This is a genomic window from Brevibacterium sp. UBA7493, assembly GCF_002479565.1.
In the GTDB taxonomy this organism is placed as follows: domain Bacteria; phylum Actinomycetota; class Actinomycetes; order Actinomycetales; family Brevibacteriaceae; genus Brevibacterium; species Brevibacterium luteolum.
In genome coordinates, this window is sequence record NZ_DLOD01000010.1 from 267,816 (window position 1) to 286,325 (window position 18,510).

The 18,510-nt window shown below is 66.5% G+C and carries 18 protein-coding genes; 12 read left to right on the forward strand and 6 right to left on the reverse strand.

What is annotated here, in order from left to right; genetic code table 11:
* The first annotated feature begins 43 nt into the window (after positions 1–43).
* Positions 44–1,777, forward strand: coding sequence for a DNA repair helicase XPB (locus tag B4E96_RS07300; RefSeq protein ID WP_286956989.1), 1,734 nt, complete (start codon positions 44–46; stop codon positions 1,775–1,777).
* Here the strand turns inward: B4E96_RS07300 and B4E96_RS07305 are convergent.
* Entirely contained in the window at positions 1,774–1,992 is a 219-nt protein-coding gene (locus B4E96_RS07305) for a hypothetical protein (protein WP_286956990.1), read from the reverse strand. The genes B4E96_RS07300 and B4E96_RS07305 overlap by 4 nt on opposite strands.
* Positions 1,993–2,142: 150 nt before the next feature.
* Between B4E96_RS07305 and B4E96_RS07310 the strand changes: the two genes are divergently transcribed.
* On the forward strand, positions 2,143–3,318 hold the full coding sequence (locus B4E96_RS07310; protein WP_286957022.1) for an MFS transporter: 1,176 nt from the start codon (positions 2,143–2,145) through the stop codon (positions 3,316–3,318).
* Between the two features lie 12 nt (positions 3,319–3,330).
* On the opposite strand, the gene B4E96_RS07315 is transcribed toward B4E96_RS07310, so the two are convergent.
* A complete protein-coding gene (locus tag B4E96_RS07315) occupies positions 3,331–4,356 on the reverse strand; it encodes an EamA family transporter (protein ID WP_286956991.1) in 1,026 nt (341 codons plus the stop codon).
* A 183-nt stretch (positions 4,357–4,539) separates the two neighbouring features.
* On the opposite strand from B4E96_RS07315, the gene B4E96_RS07320 reads away from it, so the two are divergent.
* From B4E96_RS07320 to pspAB, 10 genes are all read left to right on the forward strand, one after another.
* A complete protein-coding gene (locus tag B4E96_RS07320) occupies positions 4,540–5,091 on the forward strand; it encodes a CGNR zinc finger domain-containing protein (protein WP_170274437.1) in 552 nt (183 codons plus the stop codon).
* A 76-nt stretch (positions 5,092–5,167) separates the two neighbouring features.
* Complete coding sequence (locus B4E96_RS07325; RefSeq protein ID WP_414632680.1) at positions 5,168–6,826, forward strand: FMN-binding glutamate synthase family protein; 1,659 nt, start codon at positions 5,168–5,170, stop codon at positions 6,824–6,826.
* Between the two features lie 73 nt (positions 6,827–6,899).
* Positions 6,900–7,661: a response regulator transcription factor gene (locus B4E96_RS07330; protein WP_165883612.1), complete on the forward strand. Its 762-nt coding sequence runs from the start codon at positions 6,900–6,902 to the stop codon at positions 7,659–7,661.
* Between the two features lie 45 nt (positions 7,662–7,706).
* A complete protein-coding gene (locus B4E96_RS07335; RefSeq protein ID WP_414632681.1) occupies positions 7,707–9,503 on the forward strand; it encodes a sensor histidine kinase in 1,797 nt (598 codons plus the stop codon).
* Positions 9,487–11,214: a trypsin-like peptidase domain-containing protein gene (locus B4E96_RS07340; RefSeq protein WP_286956992.1), complete on the forward strand. Its 1,728-nt coding sequence runs from the start codon at positions 9,487–9,489 to the stop codon at positions 11,212–11,214. The genes B4E96_RS07335 and B4E96_RS07340 overlap by 17 nt, the downstream gene beginning before the upstream one ends.
* Positions 11,215–11,367: 153 nt before the next feature.
* Positions 11,368–11,658, forward strand: coding sequence for a WXG100 family type VII secretion target (locus tag B4E96_RS07345; protein ID WP_102161950.1), 291 nt, complete (start codon positions 11,368–11,370; stop codon positions 11,656–11,658).
* Positions 11,659–11,880: 222 nt separating this feature from the next.
* The gene (locus B4E96_RS07350) at positions 11,881–12,678 is read left to right on the forward strand and encodes a PspA/IM30 family protein (RefSeq protein WP_286956993.1); all 798 of its coding nucleotides are present in this window, start codon (positions 11,881–11,883) and stop codon (positions 12,676–12,678) included.
* A 2-nt stretch (positions 12,679–12,680) separates the two neighbouring features.
* Complete coding sequence (gene pspAA, locus B4E96_RS07355) at positions 12,681–12,983, forward strand: PspA-associated protein PspAA (protein ID WP_102161952.1); 303 nt, start codon at positions 12,681–12,683, stop codon at positions 12,981–12,983.
* Positions 12,984–13,023: 40 nt separating this feature from the next.
* Positions 13,024–13,926, forward strand: a complete 903-nt coding sequence (gene htpX, locus B4E96_RS07360; protein ID WP_165883615.1) for a zinc metalloprotease HtpX — start codon at positions 13,024–13,026, stop codon at positions 13,924–13,926.
* A gap of 48 nt (positions 13,927–13,974) precedes the next feature.
* Positions 13,975–14,574 carry a PspA-associated protein PspAB gene (pspAB, locus tag B4E96_RS07365; protein ID WP_286956994.1) on the forward strand — a complete coding sequence of 200 codons (600 nt, stop codon included), beginning with the start codon at positions 13,975–13,977 and terminating at the stop codon, positions 14,572–14,574.
* Between the two features lie 156 nt (positions 14,575–14,730).
* Here pspAB and B4E96_RS07370 read toward each other — a convergent pair whose 3' ends face one another.
* The 4 genes from B4E96_RS07370 to groL all read right to left on the reverse strand — a co-directional run bounded on the left by B4E96_RS07370 (position 14,731) and on the right by groL (position 18,489).
* Entirely contained in the window at positions 14,731–14,970 is a 240-nt protein-coding gene (locus B4E96_RS07370; protein WP_102161955.1) for an RNA-binding S4 domain-containing protein, read from the reverse strand.
* 3 nt (positions 14,971–14,973) lie between these two features.
* Entirely contained in the window at positions 14,974–15,810 is an 837-nt protein-coding gene (locus tag B4E96_RS07375) for a hypothetical protein (protein ID WP_165883616.1), read from the reverse strand.
* Positions 15,811–15,920: 110 nt separating this feature from the next.
* Complete coding sequence (locus tag B4E96_RS07380) at positions 15,921–16,664, reverse strand: sulfite exporter TauE/SafE family protein (RefSeq protein WP_286956996.1); 744 nt, start codon at positions 16,662–16,664, stop codon at positions 15,921–15,923.
* A 199-nt stretch (positions 16,665–16,863) separates the two neighbouring features.
* Positions 16,864–18,489 (reverse strand): chaperonin GroEL, encoded by a 1,626-nt coding sequence (gene groL, locus B4E96_RS07385; RefSeq protein ID WP_102161958.1) that lies wholly within the window; start codon positions 18,487–18,489, stop codon positions 16,864–16,866.
* Positions 18,490–18,510: the final 21 nt, after the last annotated feature.

Here is an 18,510-nt window from a genome sequence, read left to right on the forward strand (position 1 = left end):
CCTCGGGCACGGGCAGCGAGGGAACGGGCAGCGAGGACCGCCTGTGAACGGTCCCCTCATCGTCCAGGCCGATCGCACTGTGCTGCTCGAATCGACCCACCCGGAGGCCGCCGAGGCGGCGATCGCAATCGCCCCGTTCGCGCAGCTGGCCAAGACGCCGGAGCTCATCCACACGTACACGATCACCCCGCTGGGCCTGTGGAACGCCCGGGCCAGCGGCCACGATCCCGAATCCGTCATCGACGCACTGCTCGAATACGCCAAGCACCCGGTCCCGCACGCGCTGCTGCTCGACATCGTCGAAACAATGGAGCGCTTCGGGGTCCTCACCCTCGAGCAGTCCCCCATCCACGGGCTCGTCCTGCACAGCCAGGACGCGGAACTGCTGAGTGAGCTCATCACGCATCCGGAGATCGTCTCACTGGTCGGCACCCGGATCGATGAGCACACCGTTCGCGTGCACCCCTCGGAGCGCGGCGAGCTCAAGCACCGGCTGCTGCGCCTTGACCACCCGGTCTCCGACCACGCCGGCTACGTCGATGGTGAGAAGCATGAGATCGAGCTGTCGGCCACCACCGGGGACACCGGCACCGAGGCGACGGGCACCTCGGGTGCGGAGGGCACCGGTGCCTCGGGAGCGGAGAGCACCGGTGTCGTGGGCAACAGTCAGCCGTGGCATCTGCGCGAGTACCAGCAGCGGGCCGTCGATGCGTTCACCCACGGTGAGTCCGGGGTCGTGGTGCTGCCGTGCGGGGCGGGCAAGACGATCGTCGGGGCGGCGACCATGGCCGCCGTCGGCACGACGACGCTCATCCTCGTGACGAATTCGGTAGCGGCCAAGCAGTGGAAGGCCGAGCTGCTCAGGCGCACCAGCCTGACCGCCGACGAGATCGGCGAGTACTCCGGTTCGGTCAAGGAGATCCGGCCGATCACGATCGCGACCTACCAAGTCCTCACCACCCGCCGGAAGGGCTCCTACCTCCACCTGGAGCTGCTCGATGCCCGCGACTGGGGGCTGGTGATCTACGACGAAGTGCATCTGCTGCCGGCCCCGGTGTTCCGCCTCACCGCAGGTCTGCAGGCCCGCCGCAGGCTCGGCCTGACCGCCACTCTCGTGCGCGAGGACGGACGGGAGGAAGAGGTGTTCTCCCTCATCGGCCCCAAACAGTTCGAGGCGCCGTGGAAGGAGATCGAGGCCGCCGGCTTCATCGCCGAGGCCCACTGCTACGAGGTGCGGGTTCGGCTCGATGCCGGCACCCGGCGCGCCTACGCACACGCCGACGGGGAGGACCGCTACCGGCTGGCAGCCGCTTCGGATGCGAAGATCCCGGTGGTCAAGAAGATCGCCGCCCAGCACGCCGGCCAGCAGGTGCTCGTCATCGGCCAGTACCTCGACCAGCTCGAAGAGCTCGGCGAGGCCCTCGACGCCCCCGTGCTCACCGGCAGGACACCGCTGAAGGAGCGCACGGAGCTGTTCGCGAAGTTCCGGGCCGGGGAGATCTCAGTGCTCGTCGTCTCGAAGGTCGCGAACTTCTCCGTCGACCTGCCCGAGGTTTCGGTCGCCATCCAGGTCTCCGGCTCCTTCGGCTCCCGGCAGGAAGAGGCCCAGCGCCTCGGGAGGATCCTCAGACCCAAGCCGCACGCTGAAGCTGCGACGTTCTATACGGTCGTGGCGGCCTCGACCGTTGATGAGCACTTCGCCGCCCACCGCCGCCGATTCCTCACCGAGCAGGGATACAGCTACACCATCCTCAACGCCGACCAGCTCGGGCGTTAGAGCGGGGACCCGGTGCCAGCCTCCCAGCGGCTGAACTCACCCCAATAGTCATCTGGGGCATTGCGCATGGCGCGGCCGAAGGCCTCTATGCGCCGGCGACGATCCTCGTCATCGAGGAGTCGTTCGATGAGCGCCACCGGCGTCAGCCCCTGTTCCCGGGCACACCGGTTGATCCGATCGAACAGCTCAGCTGAGCCCGAGATTGGTGCCGCCATAGGATCAGTATGTGATTCGGTCCCCCGACGAGACCGCCTGCCGGCAGGTAGGGTGAAGGTCAGATCACCGAAGAAGATGGAGTCGTGATGCGATAGAACCGCTCACCCTGGACTGACGTCTGGGGAAATGCCCACCTGTTCCCCATCGCCCTGGCGACTGTCGCCAGCGGCCTGGGCTTCTACGTCCCGGTCAGCGCGCTGTTCCTGTTGAGCCGGGGTCAGTCTCTTTCAGACATCTTCATCTTCGAGACGATCCTCGGTGCGAGCATCCTCGTCGCGGAGGTGCCCAGCGGCATCGTCGCCGATCGCATCGACCGCAGATGGGTGATCATCGCAGGGTTCGGCTTCATCGCTGTCGCCGAAACGCTGTTCGCACTCGCGGGGTCCCATCTCGCTTTCAGTGTCTCCTTCGCCCTCAGCGGTATGGGCATTGCCATGCTCACCGGCGCACTCGACGCCTATATCTACGACGCGCTCGGCTCTGCAGCTGAGGACCGAGGCGTCGGAGTGTGGGGACACCTCAGCTCACTGGAACTGACCGCCGGAGTCATTGCTTCAGCCTGCGGCGGCCTGCTCGCTGCGGTCGATATCACCTGGCCAGCGATCGCCACCGCAGTCGCAGCCTCAATCGGCGCTCTCGCCACGGGCCTGCTGCCAGCCCAGCCGACCGGCACGAGTTCACCGACGCGTGAGAGCGAATCCTCGCTGGACCAGCTGCGGCAGGGAGTCGTCCTGCTCTTCTCCACCCCGATCCTGCTGCATGTGGTTGCTGCCTCAGGTGCGTGCTTCGTGCTGTTCCATGCGGTCTTCACCTTGAATCAGCCGCTGTTCGCAGCTTCCGGGGTTCCGGTGGCCGCGTGGGGATTCATCGCTGCGGGTGCGCAGCTGGCTGCGGCCTTTTACAACCACTGGGCCGGCTGGATCGAGGCAGCGATCGGCAGGAAGCGCGCCCTGCTGCTGGCGATGGGCTGCGGGGCAGCAGGATTCGGGCTCATGGCGGTGCCCCACAGTGTGTGCGTCATCAGCGGTTTCGTCCTCGTCGTTATCGGTATGCACGCCCGCGGCCCGATCACCCTGGCGGTGGCGAATCAGGTGATACCGAAAGCACGCCGGGCGACCGTACTCAACATCGCCAGCTCGTTCGGCAGCCTCGTCGGGATCGCCGTCAACCCGATCATCGGCGCAGCAGCCGACGTCAGCGCACGACTGACCGTGGCAGGCATCGCCGCAGTTCTCATCGGCGTCGCCGTGTCCTGGATCCCGGTGGTCAACCGGTATCTCGATGACCGGAGGCCACCTGCCGAACGCGACGACGATGCCGACTGAACCGGCCGGAGGTCAGGCGCCAACCGCCTCGGGAGCGGCACTGCGGGTGCGCAGCGCCTCGGGCACGGCGATGTGCTCGATGACCGGAAGCGAAGCGACCGGCACGTCGGAGACGATGACCTCGCGGGCGGCCGTGCGGCTCTCGCCGATCTTGATGAACACGACACCGGCGAGCAGGAGCACACCGCCGACGGCCTGCGCGTAGACCGGCAGCTCGGCGAGCACCAGCCAGGCGATGACGACGGAGAACGGCACCTCGATGAGGTTGACGAAGCTGGCGACCGTCGCGCCGATCATGCGGATGCCGAAGGCGGCGGTGACGTAGGCGCCAGCGGTGACGAGGACGATGAGCGCGATCGCCTGCCACCAGGTGACCGGCACTGAGCCCAGCGACATGGGCGCGGTGGTCAGCTGCTGGGCGCGCGGGCCGGCGAAGGCGTAGGCGCCCACGGCGGCAGCGCCGACGAACATCCCGAATCCGACGAGCGCGATCGGCGGAACCGACATCTCAGCCTTGGCCGAGTCGAGGAAGTAACACGCCAGGCAGACGGCTGCGCCCAGGGCCAGCAGCACCGAGCCGAGGTGGAGCTGCGCGCCGCGCGGGTCGAGGATGAAGGCCAGGCCGAACATCGCTAGGCCCATGCCGACGAAGGTGAGCGAGCTGGGGCGGATGCGGCTGCGCAGCCACACCCACACGACGATCATGAGCGGGGCGGTCATCTCGAGCAGCAGCGCGATGGCGACATCGAGGTGCTCGACCGACATGAAGAACAGCAGCTGGACTCCGGCGACAGACACGATGCCGAAGGTGATGACGTCGCGCCAGGTCTGCCAGCGGGCGAACGCGTGCCAGCGGCCGTGCATGGCGATGAGCGTGGGGATGAGGAGGACGAGGCCGGTGCCGAGGACGCGGAGGAACACGACGACCTCCGGGGTCCAGCCGCCGGCATACATGACCTTGCCGATCGGTGCGGCTGCGGCATAGCAGAAGGCGGACAGCAGGATGAGCACAAGGCCCGAGACAGCCTGACGATTCACGGTTTCCCTCCCCACGACGAACGGAGTGGCGTGTCATGAGTGTTACCACTTTGACTCATGACGGACTGACACTCATTCTAGTGAACAGCAGGCAGAGCTCACGAGTCAACGCGACGATGGTCATGACGAGACAGATTTCGCGTGAGCTTGATCACAGGCTGTATTCGCTACACTGTGGCCAGCATGTCTCTCACCGATGAAAACCGCTCCGTCCTGGTCATGCTCGTCGACCTCATCAACTCCGGGCGCAACGACCAGGAGCTGCTGGCCGATGCCGGAGCCATCGAGGAGTTCGCGCGTCGGCACGACTTCTCGGCCCCGATCGCGGCGACGAGCTCCGACGTCGACCTGACCCACGCGGTGCGGGAGGACTTCGAGACCGTCTTCGACTCCGATGCGATCGAGGATGTGGTCGCGGCGGTGAACTCGACACTGCTGCGCTGCAACGCACTCCCCCAGCTCGTGCGCCATGACGGCTGGGACTGGCACCTGCACGGCACCGCCCAGACCGCGCCGCTGCCGGACCGCTTCGCCATCGACATCGCGTTTGCGCTCATCGACCTCATCCGCGAGCACGAGCTCTCCCGCCTGCAGGTATGCGCGGCCGAGGACTGCAACGCCGTGTTCGTCGACTTCTCACGCAACCGATCGAAGCGCTTCTGCGACACGGGCAACTGCGCCAACCGCACCCACGTGGCCGCTTACCGCAAGCGACAGGAGGAGCAACCGGCCTGAGCTGTGCGCCGACAGCGCGAAAAGCAGGGCACGTTCCTCCCTCAGGCAGCTCGGCTTTGGTCGTAGGCTAAAGAATATGATCGCGATCGGTATCTTCATCGGCATACTCTTCGTCATGGCGGTCGGTGCGGCAATGGCGCTGGCACTGAGCGCGTGGTGGTGGATCCTCGTCTTAGCCGCAGCCATCCTGCTGCTCGTGGCCGTCTACGACGTGGTGCAGCACCGATACGCGGTGCTGCGCAACTTCCCGGTCATCGGCCACGGCCGGTACATGATGGAGACCATCCGCCCGATGGTCCAGCAGTACTTCGTCGAGCGCAACTATGACGGCAAGCCGTTCGACCGCGATGTCCGCGACCTCATCTATGAGCGTGCCAACGGCACGCATTCGGTCAAGTCCTTCGGCACCGAGCTCGAGGTGCGTGCACCGGGCTACGAGTATCTCATCCATGCTGCACAGCCCGGCCCGATCCCGGAGGGCGAGCACCGGGTGCGCATTGGTGGACCGCAGTGCAGCCAGCCGTACGACTCCTCGCTGTTCAACATCTCTTCGATGAGCTTCGGCTCCCTGTCGAAGAACGCCGTCATGGCGATGAGTCAGGGAGCAGCCCGCGGCGGGTTCGCCCAGGAGACCGGAGAGGGCGGGCTGACGAAGTACCACCTCGAAAGCGGCGCCGATCTGATCTGGGAATTCGGGTCCGGCTACTTCGGCTGCCGTGATTCCGAGGGCAACTTCAATCCCGAGCAGTTCGAGGAGAAAGCCCGCCACCCGCATGTCAAGGCGATCTCGATCAAGCTCTCCCAAGGCGCGAAACCCGGTCTGGGCGGCGTGCTGCCGGCGGAGAAGATCACCCCGGAGATCGCTGAGGCCCGCGGCGTACCGCTCGACGAGGACTGCATCTCCCCGCCTGCCCATTCGGCATTCCAGACCCCTCGCGAGCTCATGGAGTTCATTTCTCAGCTGCGCGAGCTCTCGGGAGGCAAGCCGATCGGGTTCAAACTGTGCGTCGGTATGCGCCGTGACGTGCTCGGCATGTGCAAGGCGATGCTCGAGACCGACATTCTGCCCGACTTCATCGTCATCGACGGCGCCGAGGGCGGCACCGGCGCCGCGCCACTGGAATACGAAGACCATATGGGCACCCCGCTGACCGAGGGCCTGCACGTTGTGCACAACGCGCTCGTCGGCGTCGGGCTGCGCAAGCACATCAAGCTCGGGGTGGCGGGCAAGATCGCCTCAGGCAACGACATCGTCCGCCGGCTCATCCAGGGCGCCGACTTCTGCCTGGCGGCCCGGCCGATGATGATGGCAGTCGGCTGCATCCAAGCACAGCGATGCCACACCAACCACTGCCCCACCGGTGTGGCTACGCAGGACCCCAAACTCGCCCGCTCGCTGCACGTGCCCTCGAAATCCGTAGCCGTCCACAACTACCACAAGGCCACCGTCGATGAAGCCAAGCAGATGCTCTCGACTCTCGGCGTCGCCCGACCGGACCAGCTCTCGCCGAAGATGCTGCGCAAGCGCGTCTCCCAGACCGAGGTGATGTCCTACGCGCACGTCTTCAACTGGATGGAGGAAGGCGAGCTGCTCAAAGCTCCGCCGCGCGGGTGGCTGGAGGACTGGAACGAGGCTACTGCTGACTTCTTCGGACCCAACTGGGTCCATCAGGAGGAAGGCGAGGGCGAGACCGTCCACCCCGATGTCGACACCGATGACAAACCGGTCGGTTGACATGTGACGCACAGCACATTTGCATCCAGCTAGAGTCCAGAAAACCTCCAGACTCATGTGCCAGGATGGGGCCATGACTTCAGGACATCTCGAACACGAAGACATTGAGGCCACCCTGTTGGTCGTCGATGATGAGCCCAATATCCGCGAACTCCTCTCCACCAGCCTGCGCTTCGCCGGCTTCGACGTCATCTCCGCTGGCAACGGCGCTGAGGCCCTGCGCTTGGCCGAGCAGAGCGAACCCGACCTGCTCGTCCTCGACGTCATGCTCCCGGACATGGACGGCTTCACCGTGACCCGCCGGCTGCGCCAGACCGGCCGGCACATCCCGGTCGTCTTCCTCACCGCCCGTGACGACACCTCCGACAAGATCACCGGCCTGACCGTCGGTGGCGATGACTACGTCACCAAGCCCTTCAGCCTCGAAGAAGTCGTCGCCCGCATCCGCGCGGTGCTGCGCCGCACCCACAGCCTCGAAGAGGACGAGGGAGCAGTCGTGCAGGTCGGCGACCTCGAACTCGACGACGACACCCATGAAGTGCGCCGCGGCGGGATCCTCGTCGACCTCTCGCCCACCGAGTTCAAGCTGCTGCGCTACCTCATGCTCAACGCCAACCGCGTGCTGTCGAAGTCGCAGATCCTCGACCACGTGTGGGAGTACGACTTCGGCGGCGACACCGGCATCGTCGAGTCCTACATCTCCTACCTGCGCCGCAAGATCGACACCGCCCCGGAAACCGATGAAGCCGGCAACCCGGTGCAGGCCGAATGGCGCCCGATGATCCAGACGAAGCGCGGCGTGGGCTACATGCTGCGCACACCCGAGACCAAGTGAGCATCTGACACCTGACCCCCTATCGAGCTGAGAATCGTCACGCCTGTGAATCGTCACCGCAAGAGCAAGCAGACCGTCATCTGGGAGGAATGGTCGCTGACCACCAAGCTGCTGACGATCATGATGACGCTCATGCTGCTCGTGCTCACCGGCACGAGCGCATGGGTGCTCGAGAACCTCCGCGCCAGCCTCATCGAGCGCACCGATGAGCGGCTCATCAGCGCCTCGGATGCCCTGGCGATTCAGGCCGCTGAGCAGGTGTTCCTACCCGCACCCCTGCAGGGCGGGGATCAGGTGCAGTCGAATCCGCAGGAGGAGTCGCTGCGCAATCTGCTGCCCGGCTCCTATTACGTGCAGTTCTACTCGAACGACGGCAATACCGCCTTCGAGCCAGTCGCTCCGGACCCGACGAATGTGCCGTACCTGCCCGATATCAATCAGTCACTCGTCAGCGAACGCGCCGGCCACCCCTTCACCGTCGAGGGCACCTCCTCGCATTGGCGGGCGCTCGCGCTCCAAGTCGAAGGAACCCCGTGGCTCGTCGCCGTCGCCGTGCCCTTTGACAAGGACGTCGACGGCATCAGCGAACGAGCCCGCAACACCATGGTCGGCATCGGCCTGCTCGCCCTGGCACTGGTGGCAGGCGTCGGCTACTTCGCGATCACCAACACCTTCCGGCCGCTGAAGAACATAGAGGAGACCGCCTCGCGAATCGCCGCCGGCGACCTCTCTCAGCGTGTGTCGAAGTATCCCCGCAACACTGAGCTCGGCCGACTCTCAGCAGCGCTCAACACCATGCTCGGCCGCATCGAGGACTCCTTCGACGGCCAGACGCGTTCAGAGAAGCGCATCCGCCAGTTCGTGTCGGATGCCTCCCATGAGCTGCGCACCCCGCTTGTGACGATCCGCGGCTATGCCGAGCTCTACCGGCAGGGCGCACTCAAGGACCCTGAGCACATCGGCCAGGCGATGGACCGCATCGAAGCCGAGGCCAAGCGGATGGGCGTGCTCGTCGAAGACCTCGTCGTCCTCGCCCGCCTCGATGAGCGCCGTGAGGCAGAGCTCGGCCCGGTCAACATCTGCGCGATCGTCCGCGACGCCGCCGCCGACGCCGCCGCCCAGGACCCGGATCGCGACATCAGCTTCATCGGCCTCGACGGCGGCGACGCTGATGAGAACATCCCGGTCATCTACGGCTCAGAGGCCAAGCTGCGCCAGGTCATCGTCAACCTCGCCGGCAATGCCGTGCGCCACACCCCACCGCAGACGGCGATCGAGTTCGCCGTCGGCGTCGTCGGCGTGCCCGCCGAGCCTCCCGCTCCCGAGGCGGTGGATCCGAAGCCCAAGGCGCCTGGTTTCGTCACCGGCCCGGTTCGGATCTTCAAACGCGACAAGACCGACAGAACCGACCCCAAGACCAGACCGGCCACCGGCAGCGCCGCTGCCTCCGAGACCGGAACCGCCGCCTCGGGCACGGCGCAGACAATCGTCCCCGACGTCTCCGCAGCCGGGGGTGTGAGCGTGAGCGAGAAGCTCGCTGGGTTCCCCGCCGGCCGGGTGCGCTTCGAGGTCCGCGATCACGGCGACGGCATCGACGCGGAGGACGTCCCACGCATTTTCGAGCGGTTCTACCGCCTCGATGCCTCCCGCAACCGTGACACCGGAGGTTCCGGCCTGGGCCTGTCGATCGTCAAGGCGATCGTCGAATCCCACCAGGGCCGGATCACCGTGCACCCCACTCCCGGCGGCGGCGCGACCTTCCGCGTCGACCTGCCGATCCCACTCGACACCCCCGCTGCGTCCGAAGCGCAAGGAAAGGACACTGATGAGCCACACGCCTGAGCACCCTGCCGACGGCTACGAGCGCCCCGCCGGACCGGCGCAGCCCGGCCGCCACTCCCAGCAGACCCGACGGACCTTCCCCACCAGCGACGACCCTCTGCGTCCCGCCTCACCAACGGCCTCCTACGGCTCCCAGCCCAGCCAGCTGCCCGGTTCCGGATACGGTTCTGGTCCTGTCTCCGGTCAGGGTTCCGGCGCGGGCACCCCGGCCGGTCGGCCCTTCCCGCCCGCAGCCGAGCCGCGGCCCAGCCAGCCCCCGCGCACGTTCCCGCAGGCCCCGGCGAGCGCACCGCAGGCACACCAGCCTGGCACTCGTCCCGGTACTCATCCCAGCGGGCCGGTCGGTTCGGGGCCCGGCAGTGACGGACCCGGCCACGGTGCTGGAACCGGAGCAGCGGCTGAAGCCGGAACCGGGTTCGGCGCTGGGACCGGCCTCGGTGGTGGGCTGGGTGCGAACGCAGCCAGCGGACCGACAGCGACTGGCAGTGCAACCGGCACCGGCTCGCCGAGCTATGGCTTCGGCGGCGGACAGACACCGCCTCCTGGCGGGCCCATCGACGGAGGCCCGCATTCCGCCCCGGCACGCCGTGAGCGACGCGGTCCCGGCTGGGGTGCGCTGACCCTGTTCACGCTGCTGGCCGTACTGCTCGGTGGCGCGCTGGGTGCCGGCACCATGTACGGCATGCAGGCTTTCGGCGGGCAGGAGCAGGAATCCCAGACCGATCCGCAGAACACCCCGCAGCGCACGCAGGAGACCCCGGACTGGGCAGCGATCGCCGACACCGCCTCGAAGTCGGTCGCTGCGATCCGGGTCGGCGTCAACGGTGAGGTGCACGGACTGGGCTCGGGCTTCGTGTACGACGGTGCTGGCCACATCGTGACGAACAACCACGTCATCGCCGCAGCCGATACCCCCGGCGGCCAGGTCAACGTCGTCTTCAACAACGGCGACACGGTCGAGGCCGATATCGCCGGACGCGACCCCGAGACCGACATCGCCGTCCTCAAGCTGCGCCAGAGACCCGAGGGCCTGACTCCGCTGCCGCTCGGTGATGACAGCCAGCTGCGCGTCGGTGACCCGGTCATGGCGCTGGGCAACCCGCTCGGCCTGGCCGACACCGTCACCACCGGCATCGTCTCCGCGCTCAACCGGCCTGTGACCACCGAGAACATCGGTGAGGACGCCGAGGACCCGCAGGGGGCGCTGACAATCACCAACGCCATCCAGACCGATGCAGCGATCAACCCGGGCAACTCTGGTGGCCCGCTCGTCGACGGCAACGGCAAGCTCATCGGCGTCAACTCCTCGGCAGCAACGCTGCGCGATGCCCAGCAGAGCGGCCAGGCCGGTTCGATCGGCATCGGATTCGCCATCCCGGTCGCTCAGGCCAAGAACATCGCCGACCAGCTCATCCAGAACGGCCAGGCCGAGCACGCCGCACTCGGCGTGGCGGTGCAGGACTCCCAGGTCGATCACAACGGCATCGCCCGCGGTGCTGCGAAGGTCACCGAGGTGCAGGGCGGCTCGGCTGCCGAGCAGGCCGGGATCCAGGCCGATGACGAGATCACCGCTGTCAACGGCACCCAGGTGAACAACGCAGTCGCACTGCAGGCGCTCATCCGCTCCCATGCGGTCGGCCAGACAGTCAAGATCACCCTGGTGCGCGGTGGCCAGGAGCAGGAGATCGACACGACGCTGCTGGCGAAGTGACCGGCAGCCTGCCGTGAACAGCAGCTGACACGATCGCGCGGCCGGGTGTGGACACGAGACGCTGTCCACACCCGGCCGTTGTCGTGTGGTGACCCGTGGTGCTCTCCCGTGGAATGGAGGACAGCAATTCTCACCACAGGAAAGGAGCCGGGGATGGCTGTCATTCAGGTCGATGCCCAGGAGATCGAAGCCACTGTCACGCGCACGCGGGAATCATGCACGGTCCTGCACAATGAGGCGGCCAGCCTCATGAGCCACCTGCGCAGTCTGGAGAACTCATGGCGCGGCGGTGCCGCTGAGAGCTTCCAGCAGCTGGCTGGCGAATGGGAGGTCGTGCAGCGGCAGGTGCAGGAGAGCATCGAGAGCATCCGCGACGCCCTCTCGGCTGCCGGCGTGCAGTACTCGGAGGTGGAGGAGGCCAACCGCAAGCGCTTCTCCCGCTGATGGTGCGCGCCGCCGGTGCGCCGGAAAGCAGCCGGATGAGGCCGGGATGATCCGGCAGATGAATCCGGCTGCAGCGTGCCGGTGGCGCCGCGTCATTCAACTCCACAGAACCCACCCGGGGCCTGGCATTCAGGCCGATCCGACTCAAGCTTTTTCCAATTTCACGCAGTAGAGTGAGGGAGAACGCAGAACTGAGCTTGAGCTCGAAGGAGACTCCCCGGGATGAGCATTTTCAAACGCATCAAGATGATCTTCGGCGCCAAGGCCAACTCGGCCCTGGACAAGGCCGAGAATCCCAACGAGACGCTGGACTACTCGTACCAGAAGCAGCTCGAGCTGCTGCAGAAGGTGCGCCGCGGCGTCGCCGATGTGGCCACGAGCCGCAAGCGTCTTGAGCTGCAGATCGGTCAGCTGGAGAAGCAGCAGGACAAGCTGCAGTCCCAGGCGCAGAAGGCCCTGGAAGTCGGTCGCGAGGATCTCGCCCGTGAGGCGCTGACCCGCAAGTCAGGCCTGCAGCAGCAGATCGGCGACCTGCAGACCCAGCACCAGAACCTGCAGGCCGAGGAGCAGAAGCTCACGACGGCCTCGCAGCGCCTGCAGGCCAAGGTCGACTCCTTCCGCACCCGCAAGGAGACCCTCAAGGCCAACTACAACGCCGCAGAAGCCCAGACCAAGATCAGCGAGGCATACTCGGGAATCTCCGAGGAGTTCGGCGATGTCGGTCTGGCGATCCAGCGCGCCGAGGACAAGACCGCGCAGCTGCAGGCTCGCGCCGGTGCGATGGACGAGCTGCTGGCCTCCGGTGCGCTCGACGATCCGACCGGTGCCCCGCATGACGACATCGACGCCCAGCTCAACGCGCTCTCCAGCGACAGCGATGTCGAGATGGAGCTCGCCCGACTGCGCGACGGTCTGCCCAGCGGCCAGTCGAACCGCCCGGAGATCATCCGCGAGGCCCCCGTCGACGCAGAGACCGCCGACTCGCAGGCCTCGGCTGAGAACCCCCGGCAGGAGGGCTGATCATGATCGTGCGCATCATGGGCGAAGGCCAGTTCGACGTCGCCGACGTCGAACAGGACGCCCTCCAGGCCTATGACGACAAGGTCGAGCAGGCCGTGCAGTCCGGAGATGAGGAGCAGACGAGTGCCGCGCTTCACGACCTGCGCTCCTACATCCTCTCCCACGGCACGCCCGTGGCAGATGACTTCCTCGGCACCTCCGACATCGTCGTCCCGTTCGCTGATGCGAGCATCGACGACATCCGACAGCTGGTCGACGGCTCTGGCCTGATCCCTGACCTGGACTCCCCCGGCCCTCAGGGCTGAGCAGAACCAGCCGTTGGCACAGCAGCAAGGCAGAAGGACTATGAAGAACCGTTTCGTCAAAGACCACGGGCTGACATTCCGGATGAGCACGGCCATGTTCCTCAATGGCCTCATCTTCGTGCTGCTCATGGTGGCGATCTGGTACATCCTGGGCCGCAGCCCAGGCGGAGTCGTCATCGCGGTGATCGTCAGCGCAGGCGCCTTCTTCTTCCAGTGGTACTTCTCCGATTCGATCGCGTTGAAGGCGATGGGCGCCCGGATTGTCACACCCGAACAGGCGCCCGAACTGCATGTCATCGTCGACCGGCTGTGCCAGCTGTCCGACACCGTCAAACCGCGGGTGGCGTACTCCGATTCGCCGGTGCCCAACGCCTTTGCCACCGGCCGGTCGCCGAAGCACTCGGTCGTCTGCGTCACCCGCGGTCTCCTCGACACCCTGGAACCCAAGGAAGTCGAGCTCGTCCTGGCCCACGAGCTCTCCCACGTCGCCCACCGCGACGTCACCGTCATGACGGTTGCCGGTGTCACCGGCGTCGTCGCCTCGCTCATGGTGCGCGCAGGCTTCTACACCGGCGGACGCAGCCGCAACAACAACGGCCTGCCGGTGATGCTGGCGATGATGATCGTCGGTGCTGTTGTCTACGCACTCAGCTTCGTGCTCATCCGCGTGCTCTCCCGCTACCGGGAGCTGGCCGCTGACCGTGCTGCCGCGATCCTCACCGGCCAGCCATCGACACTCGCCTCGGCACTGGTGAAGATCAGCGGCCAGATGACGCAGATCCCCTCGCAGGACCTGCGCAAAACCGCCAGCGCCAACCACCTCGCCCTCGTCCCGGCCATCAATGGCCGCGACGTCCGCCAGTGGTTCTCCACCCACCCGAGCCTGGAGAAGCGCCTGGAGCAGCTGAACAAGATCTCCGGCCAACTCTCCCGCCCGTCATGACCTCACCGCTGGTTCCACACCTCGGCACCGGACTCGTAGACTGAGCGCATGGGATTTCTCGACGCGATTCTGGGCCGCAGCAAGCCGAAGCGAGCCAACCTCGATGACCTGTTCGCGCTGCCGAACCTGTCGCTGACCCTGCAGTCATCCTCGACGTTCACCCCGACTGGCGTCGGCGCCGTGTGCTTCCGCGAGGTCGAAGGCCGCGCCTTCGCCGAGGCCGAGCAGGAGAGCCGCGAGCTCATCGCCAAGGACCCCGACTGCGACGTCGAACAGGTCAACGACGGCTACGGCTTCACCTGGCAGGTCATCACCGACGCCCAGGCGAACATCTCGAACCTGGCGACGAACATGCACGCCATCAACTCAGCGCTGGTCAACCAGGGCTTCGACACGATGCTGCTGTGCACCGCCCTGTACTTCCGTGACGCCGACGGCCGCGCGGCCGCGATCGTCTACCTGTACAAGCGCGGCACCTTCTACCCCTTCGTGCAGGTCGGCCAGCACCGACGCGACAACGCCCTGGAGATCCAGCTCAAGGGCCTGCTCGAAGGCGAGGTTCCCCTCGAAGAGGATCTGACGAAGTGGTCACCGCTGTGGGATGCCCCGGGCATGGACCGGACCGCTGGGCCAGAGCTGACCCGCTGAGACGCACCCGCGTGCAGTTCGTGTCGACTGCTCGATCATCGAGCCGACACGAAACGCACGCCTGAACTCGGCTGAATGTGCATTTCGTGCAGACTCGACGATTCTGGAGTCTGCACGAAATGTCAGAAAGGGGATGGCAGTGCTGCTGCCGGCCGGTCAGCTGACCGCAGGAGGCTCCAGGGCCTGGGCGACGGTGAACTCGACGCCGGCAGCCGGGACGGAGATGACATCCCCGGTGACGATCTTGGCGCTGCGGCGCGTATCGACTTCGCCGTTGACGAGGACATCGCCGGACGCGATCATGTCCTTGGCCATGACGCCGTGCTCGGCAACGCCGTGGAGCTTGAGCAGCTGACCGAGGCGGATATCGCCGGAGCTGATCTCGACAGTCTCCACGGATCAGAACCCGAAGTCGAAGTCGCCGAAGCCACCGCCATCGCCGAAGCCGCCTCCGTCACCGAAGCCTCCACCGTCGAAGCCTCCCGCGTCACCGCCGTCCATGCCGCCGGGGTCAGCGTTCATGCCGTCGTTGAAGCCGTCAGCGTAGGAGCCGTCCCAGCCGTGGCCGAAGCCGTTGAAGAGCATAGCGCCCATGAGGACGCCGGGAAGCAGGCCGGAGCCGGCGTAGGAGTTGAAGTAGCCGCGGTTGTATTCGGCGTAGCTCGGGCCGGCCTCCCAATAGGCGCGGCGGCCCAGCCCGTCAGCAGTGGCGACCTTGCGCACGGCAGGCTCAGCACCGACGGCGATGCGCTCAGCGTCAGCAGCGCACACCGGCACCGGGCGCAACTGGCCGCCGACCGGAGCCCAGTCGATCTCCTCGACCGAGGGTCCATGCTGCGGGTTGAAGAAGCACGGCGGACGTCGGGTGGGCAGCGGCTCGCCGTTGACGCGGGCACGCACGCACTTGGCCGCGTAACGGCCGTCCTCAAGCGCTTCGGTCACGTGCCGGATGTCCTCGGGCTTCTGCACGCGCTCCAGGGTCTCCTTGGCGGTGTCGTAGGCGTCGAGTGCGCGCTGGTAGTCCTGGCGGCCGCCTTCGTCGAGGTCGGCGCCGGTGGTGACGATGTCGAGGTCAGCGACCTCTTCGCCGAAGGACGTGACGTCCTCGGCTGCGGACTGGGTGACGAAGCTGAGCTCCTCTGCCTGTTCCTCCCGTTCGCGCAGCTTCTGGCGCCGGGAGCCGAAGAACATGAGTGAACCGACGATGATGAGCAAACCGAGAAAGACGTATCCCATGCCCCGTCCGATCCTTCTTCCATCACGAGTGCAGCTGACTGCCCCATTATCACCGGCGAACCTTAGTGCACTCTGAGGAGCACGCGTGAATACGGCGCGCGGGGTTCAGCTCACAGGCCCGCCAGTCCCTTGACGAGCGTGGCGGCACCGCCGGCCAAGGCGATGGTGATCATGCCGACGCGGGCAACCTTGACCGGGATGCGCTCGGCGGTCAGCTCGCCGATGATCTGTCCGGCGGCCAGGGCGGCAAAGACCATGAGCCACTGGCCGAGCCCGAGGTGCGGGATCGCGGTGCGGTCGAAGGCGACCTTGGCGATGATCGACATGACCGAGGCGATGGCCAGCAGAGGCTGCATCGTCGCGGCGAAGCTGCGCTGCTCCCAGCGGGTGAGCACGGCATAGGTGCTGAAGGCCGGGCCGCCGACGCCGGAGGCGGCGTTCATGACCCCGGCGACAAGCCCCGAGGTGGCGATGCCGCCGGTGTTGACCGGCAGCACCTTGCCGACGCGGCCGATGACGATCGAGGCTGCCAGGGCGATGACGACGATGGCACCGATGAGGGCCTGCAGAGGTGCGGTGGGCATCGTCCAGGCCAGCCAGGCCCCGGGGATCGTGCCGATCGCCGAGGTGATGGCGAGGATCTTGAGTGTACCCCAGTGGACGTCGCGCCAGGTGCGGGCGAAGACGACGGCACAGGAGACGAGCCCGACGATGTTGACGAGCACGACCCCGGAGATCGGGTCGAGAAGGAGGACGAGGAAGGGCCCGGAGACGAGCGCGAAGCCCATCCCTGTCACGCGCTGGGACAGTGCGCCGACGAAGACGGCGAGCAGGATGAAGGTGATGACGGGCATGATGAGCTCAGCTTAGCGCTTCATAAGCCCTGCAGCGGGAGGTTCTGCGGCTGCTGAGATTTTGGTGCGGTGCAGGTCAGGGCGCTGCTCGGGGCGTGGTGAATGAGAGCAGGCGGGGTGGAAGAGTCTGACTCTTCCACCCCGCCTGGCTGGGTTCTGACGCGCCGGCTATGCGGCCGGTCGTTCAGTTCTCAGCGGCTCAGAAGCCCATGCCGCCCATATCCGGCTCGCCGCCCGGCATGGCCGGTGCCTTCTCAGGCTTGTCGGCGATGACGGCCTCGGTGGTGAGGAACAGGCCGGCGATCGAGGCGGCGTTCTGCAGAGCAGAGCGGGTCACCTTGACCGGGTCGTTGATGCCTGCGGCCATGAGGTCCTCGTACTCGCCGGTAGCGGCGTTGAGGCCGTGGCCGGAGTCGAGGTTGCGGACCTTCTCGGCCACCACGCCGGGCTCGAGGCCGGCGTTCGTGGCGATCTGCTTGAGCGGGGCGTCGATGGCGACCTTGACGATCGAGGCACCGGTGGCCTCGTCGCCTTCGAGCTGGAGCTTCTCGAAGGCCGTCTTGCCGGCCTGGATGAGTGCCACGCCACCACCGGCGACGATGCCCTCGTCGACTGCGGCCTTGGCGTTGCGCACGGCATCCTCGATGCGGTGCTTGCGCTCCTTGAGCTCGACCTCGGTTGCGGCTCCGGCCTTGATGACTGCCACGCCGCCGGCCAGCTTGGCCAGACGCTCCTGCAGCTTCTCGCGGTCGTAGTCGGAATCGGAGTTGTCGATCTCGGTGCGGATCTGCTGCACGCGGCCCTGGATCTCATCGGCGTCGCCGGCACCTTCGACGATGGTGGTCTCGTCCTTGGTGACAACGACCTTGCGGGCGGTGCCCAGCAGGTCGAGGGTGGCGTTCTCGAGCTTGAGTCCGACCTCCTCGGCGATGACCTGGCCACCGGTGAGAATGGCGATGTCGGCCAGCTGCGCCTTGCGGCGGTCGCCGAAGCCCGGAGCCTTGACGGCCACGGACTTGAAGGTGCCGCGGATCTTGTTGACCACGAGCACAGCGAGTGCCTCGCCCTCGACGTCCTCGGCGATGATGAGCAGCGGCTTGCCCGACTGCTGGATCTTCTCGAGGACCGGCAGCAGGTCCTTCACGTTCGAGATCTTGGAGTTGACGATGAGGATGTAGGGATCCTCCAGCACCGTCTCCTGACGCTCAGCGTCGGTGACGAAGTAACCGGAGATGTAGCCCTTGTCGAAGCGCATGCCCTCGGTGAGCTCGAGCTCCAGGCCGAAGGTGTTCGACTCCTCGACGGTGACGACGCCTTCCTTGCCGACCTTGTCGATCGCCTCGGCGATGAGCTCGCCGATGGCCGGGTCGCCTGCCGAGATGCCAGCGGTCGCAGCGATCTGCTCCTTGGTCTCGACGTCCTTGGCGGTCTCGAGCAGCACATCGGAGACAGCTGCGACAGCCTTCTCGATGCCGCGCTTGAGGCTGAGCGGGTCAGCACCGGCGGCCACGTTGCGCAGTCCCTCGCGGACGAGAGCCTGAGCGAGAACGGTGGCGGTGGTGGTGCCGTCGCCTGCGACGTCGTCAGTCTTCTTCGCGACTTCCTTGACGAGCTCGGCGCCGATCTTCTCGTACGGATCCTCGAGTTCGATCTCCTTGGCGATGGAGACACCGTCATTGGTGATGGTCGGTGCGCCCCACTTCTTTTCGAGCACGACGTTGCGGCCGCGCGGTCCCAGGGTCACCTTGACCGCATCGGCCAGGGTGTTGAGTCCGGTTTCGAGTCCGCGGCGTGCATCTTCATCGAATGAGATGAGCTTTGCCATATGGCTGGTCCTCCCTGAACG

Bases quoted from the DNA above. Each gene is read 5' to 3' on its own strand.
- B4E96_RS07305 (WP_286956990.1), bottom strand. From the start codon at position 1,992: ATGGCGGCACCAATCTCGGGCTCAGCTGAGCTGTTCGATCGGATCAAC.
- B4E96_RS07320 (WP_170274437.1), top strand. From the start codon at position 4,540: ATGTCTCTCACCGATGAAAACCGCTCCGTCCTGGTCATGCTCGTCGAC.
- B4E96_RS07325 (WP_414632680.1), top strand. From the start codon at position 5,168: ATGATCGCGATCGGTATCTTCATCGGCATACTCTTCGTCATGGCGGTC.
- B4E96_RS07330 (WP_165883612.1), top strand. From the start codon at position 6,900: ATGACTTCAGGACATCTCGAACACGAAGACATTGAGGCCACCCTGTTG.
- B4E96_RS07340 (WP_286956992.1), top strand. From the start codon at position 9,487: ATGAGCCACACGCCTGAGCACCCTGCCGACGGCTACGAGCGCCCCGCC.
- B4E96_RS07345 (WP_102161950.1), top strand. From the start codon at position 11,368: ATGGCTGTCATTCAGGTCGATGCCCAGGAGATCGAAGCCACTGTCACG.
- B4E96_RS07350 (WP_286956993.1), top strand. From the start codon at position 11,881: ATGAGCATTTTCAAACGCATCAAGATGATCTTCGGCGCCAAGGCCAAC.
- pspAA (WP_102161952.1), top strand. From the start codon at position 12,681: ATGATCGTGCGCATCATGGGCGAAGGCCAGTTCGACGTCGCCGACGTC.
- htpX (WP_165883615.1), top strand. From the start codon at position 13,024: ATGAAGAACCGTTTCGTCAAAGACCACGGGCTGACATTCCGGATGAGC.
- pspAB (WP_286956994.1), top strand. From the start codon at position 13,975: ATGGGATTTCTCGACGCGATTCTGGGCCGCAGCAAGCCGAAGCGAGCC.
- B4E96_RS07375 (WP_165883616.1), bottom strand. From the start codon at position 15,810: ATGGGATACGTCTTTCTCGGTTTGCTCATCATCGTCGGTTCACTCATG.
- B4E96_RS07380 (WP_286956996.1), bottom strand. From the start codon at position 16,664: ATGCCCGTCATCACCTTCATCCTGCTCGCCGTCTTCGTCGGCGCACTG.
- groL (WP_102161958.1), bottom strand. From the start codon at position 18,489: ATGGCAAAGCTCATCTCATTCGATGAAGATGCACGCCGCGGACTCGAA.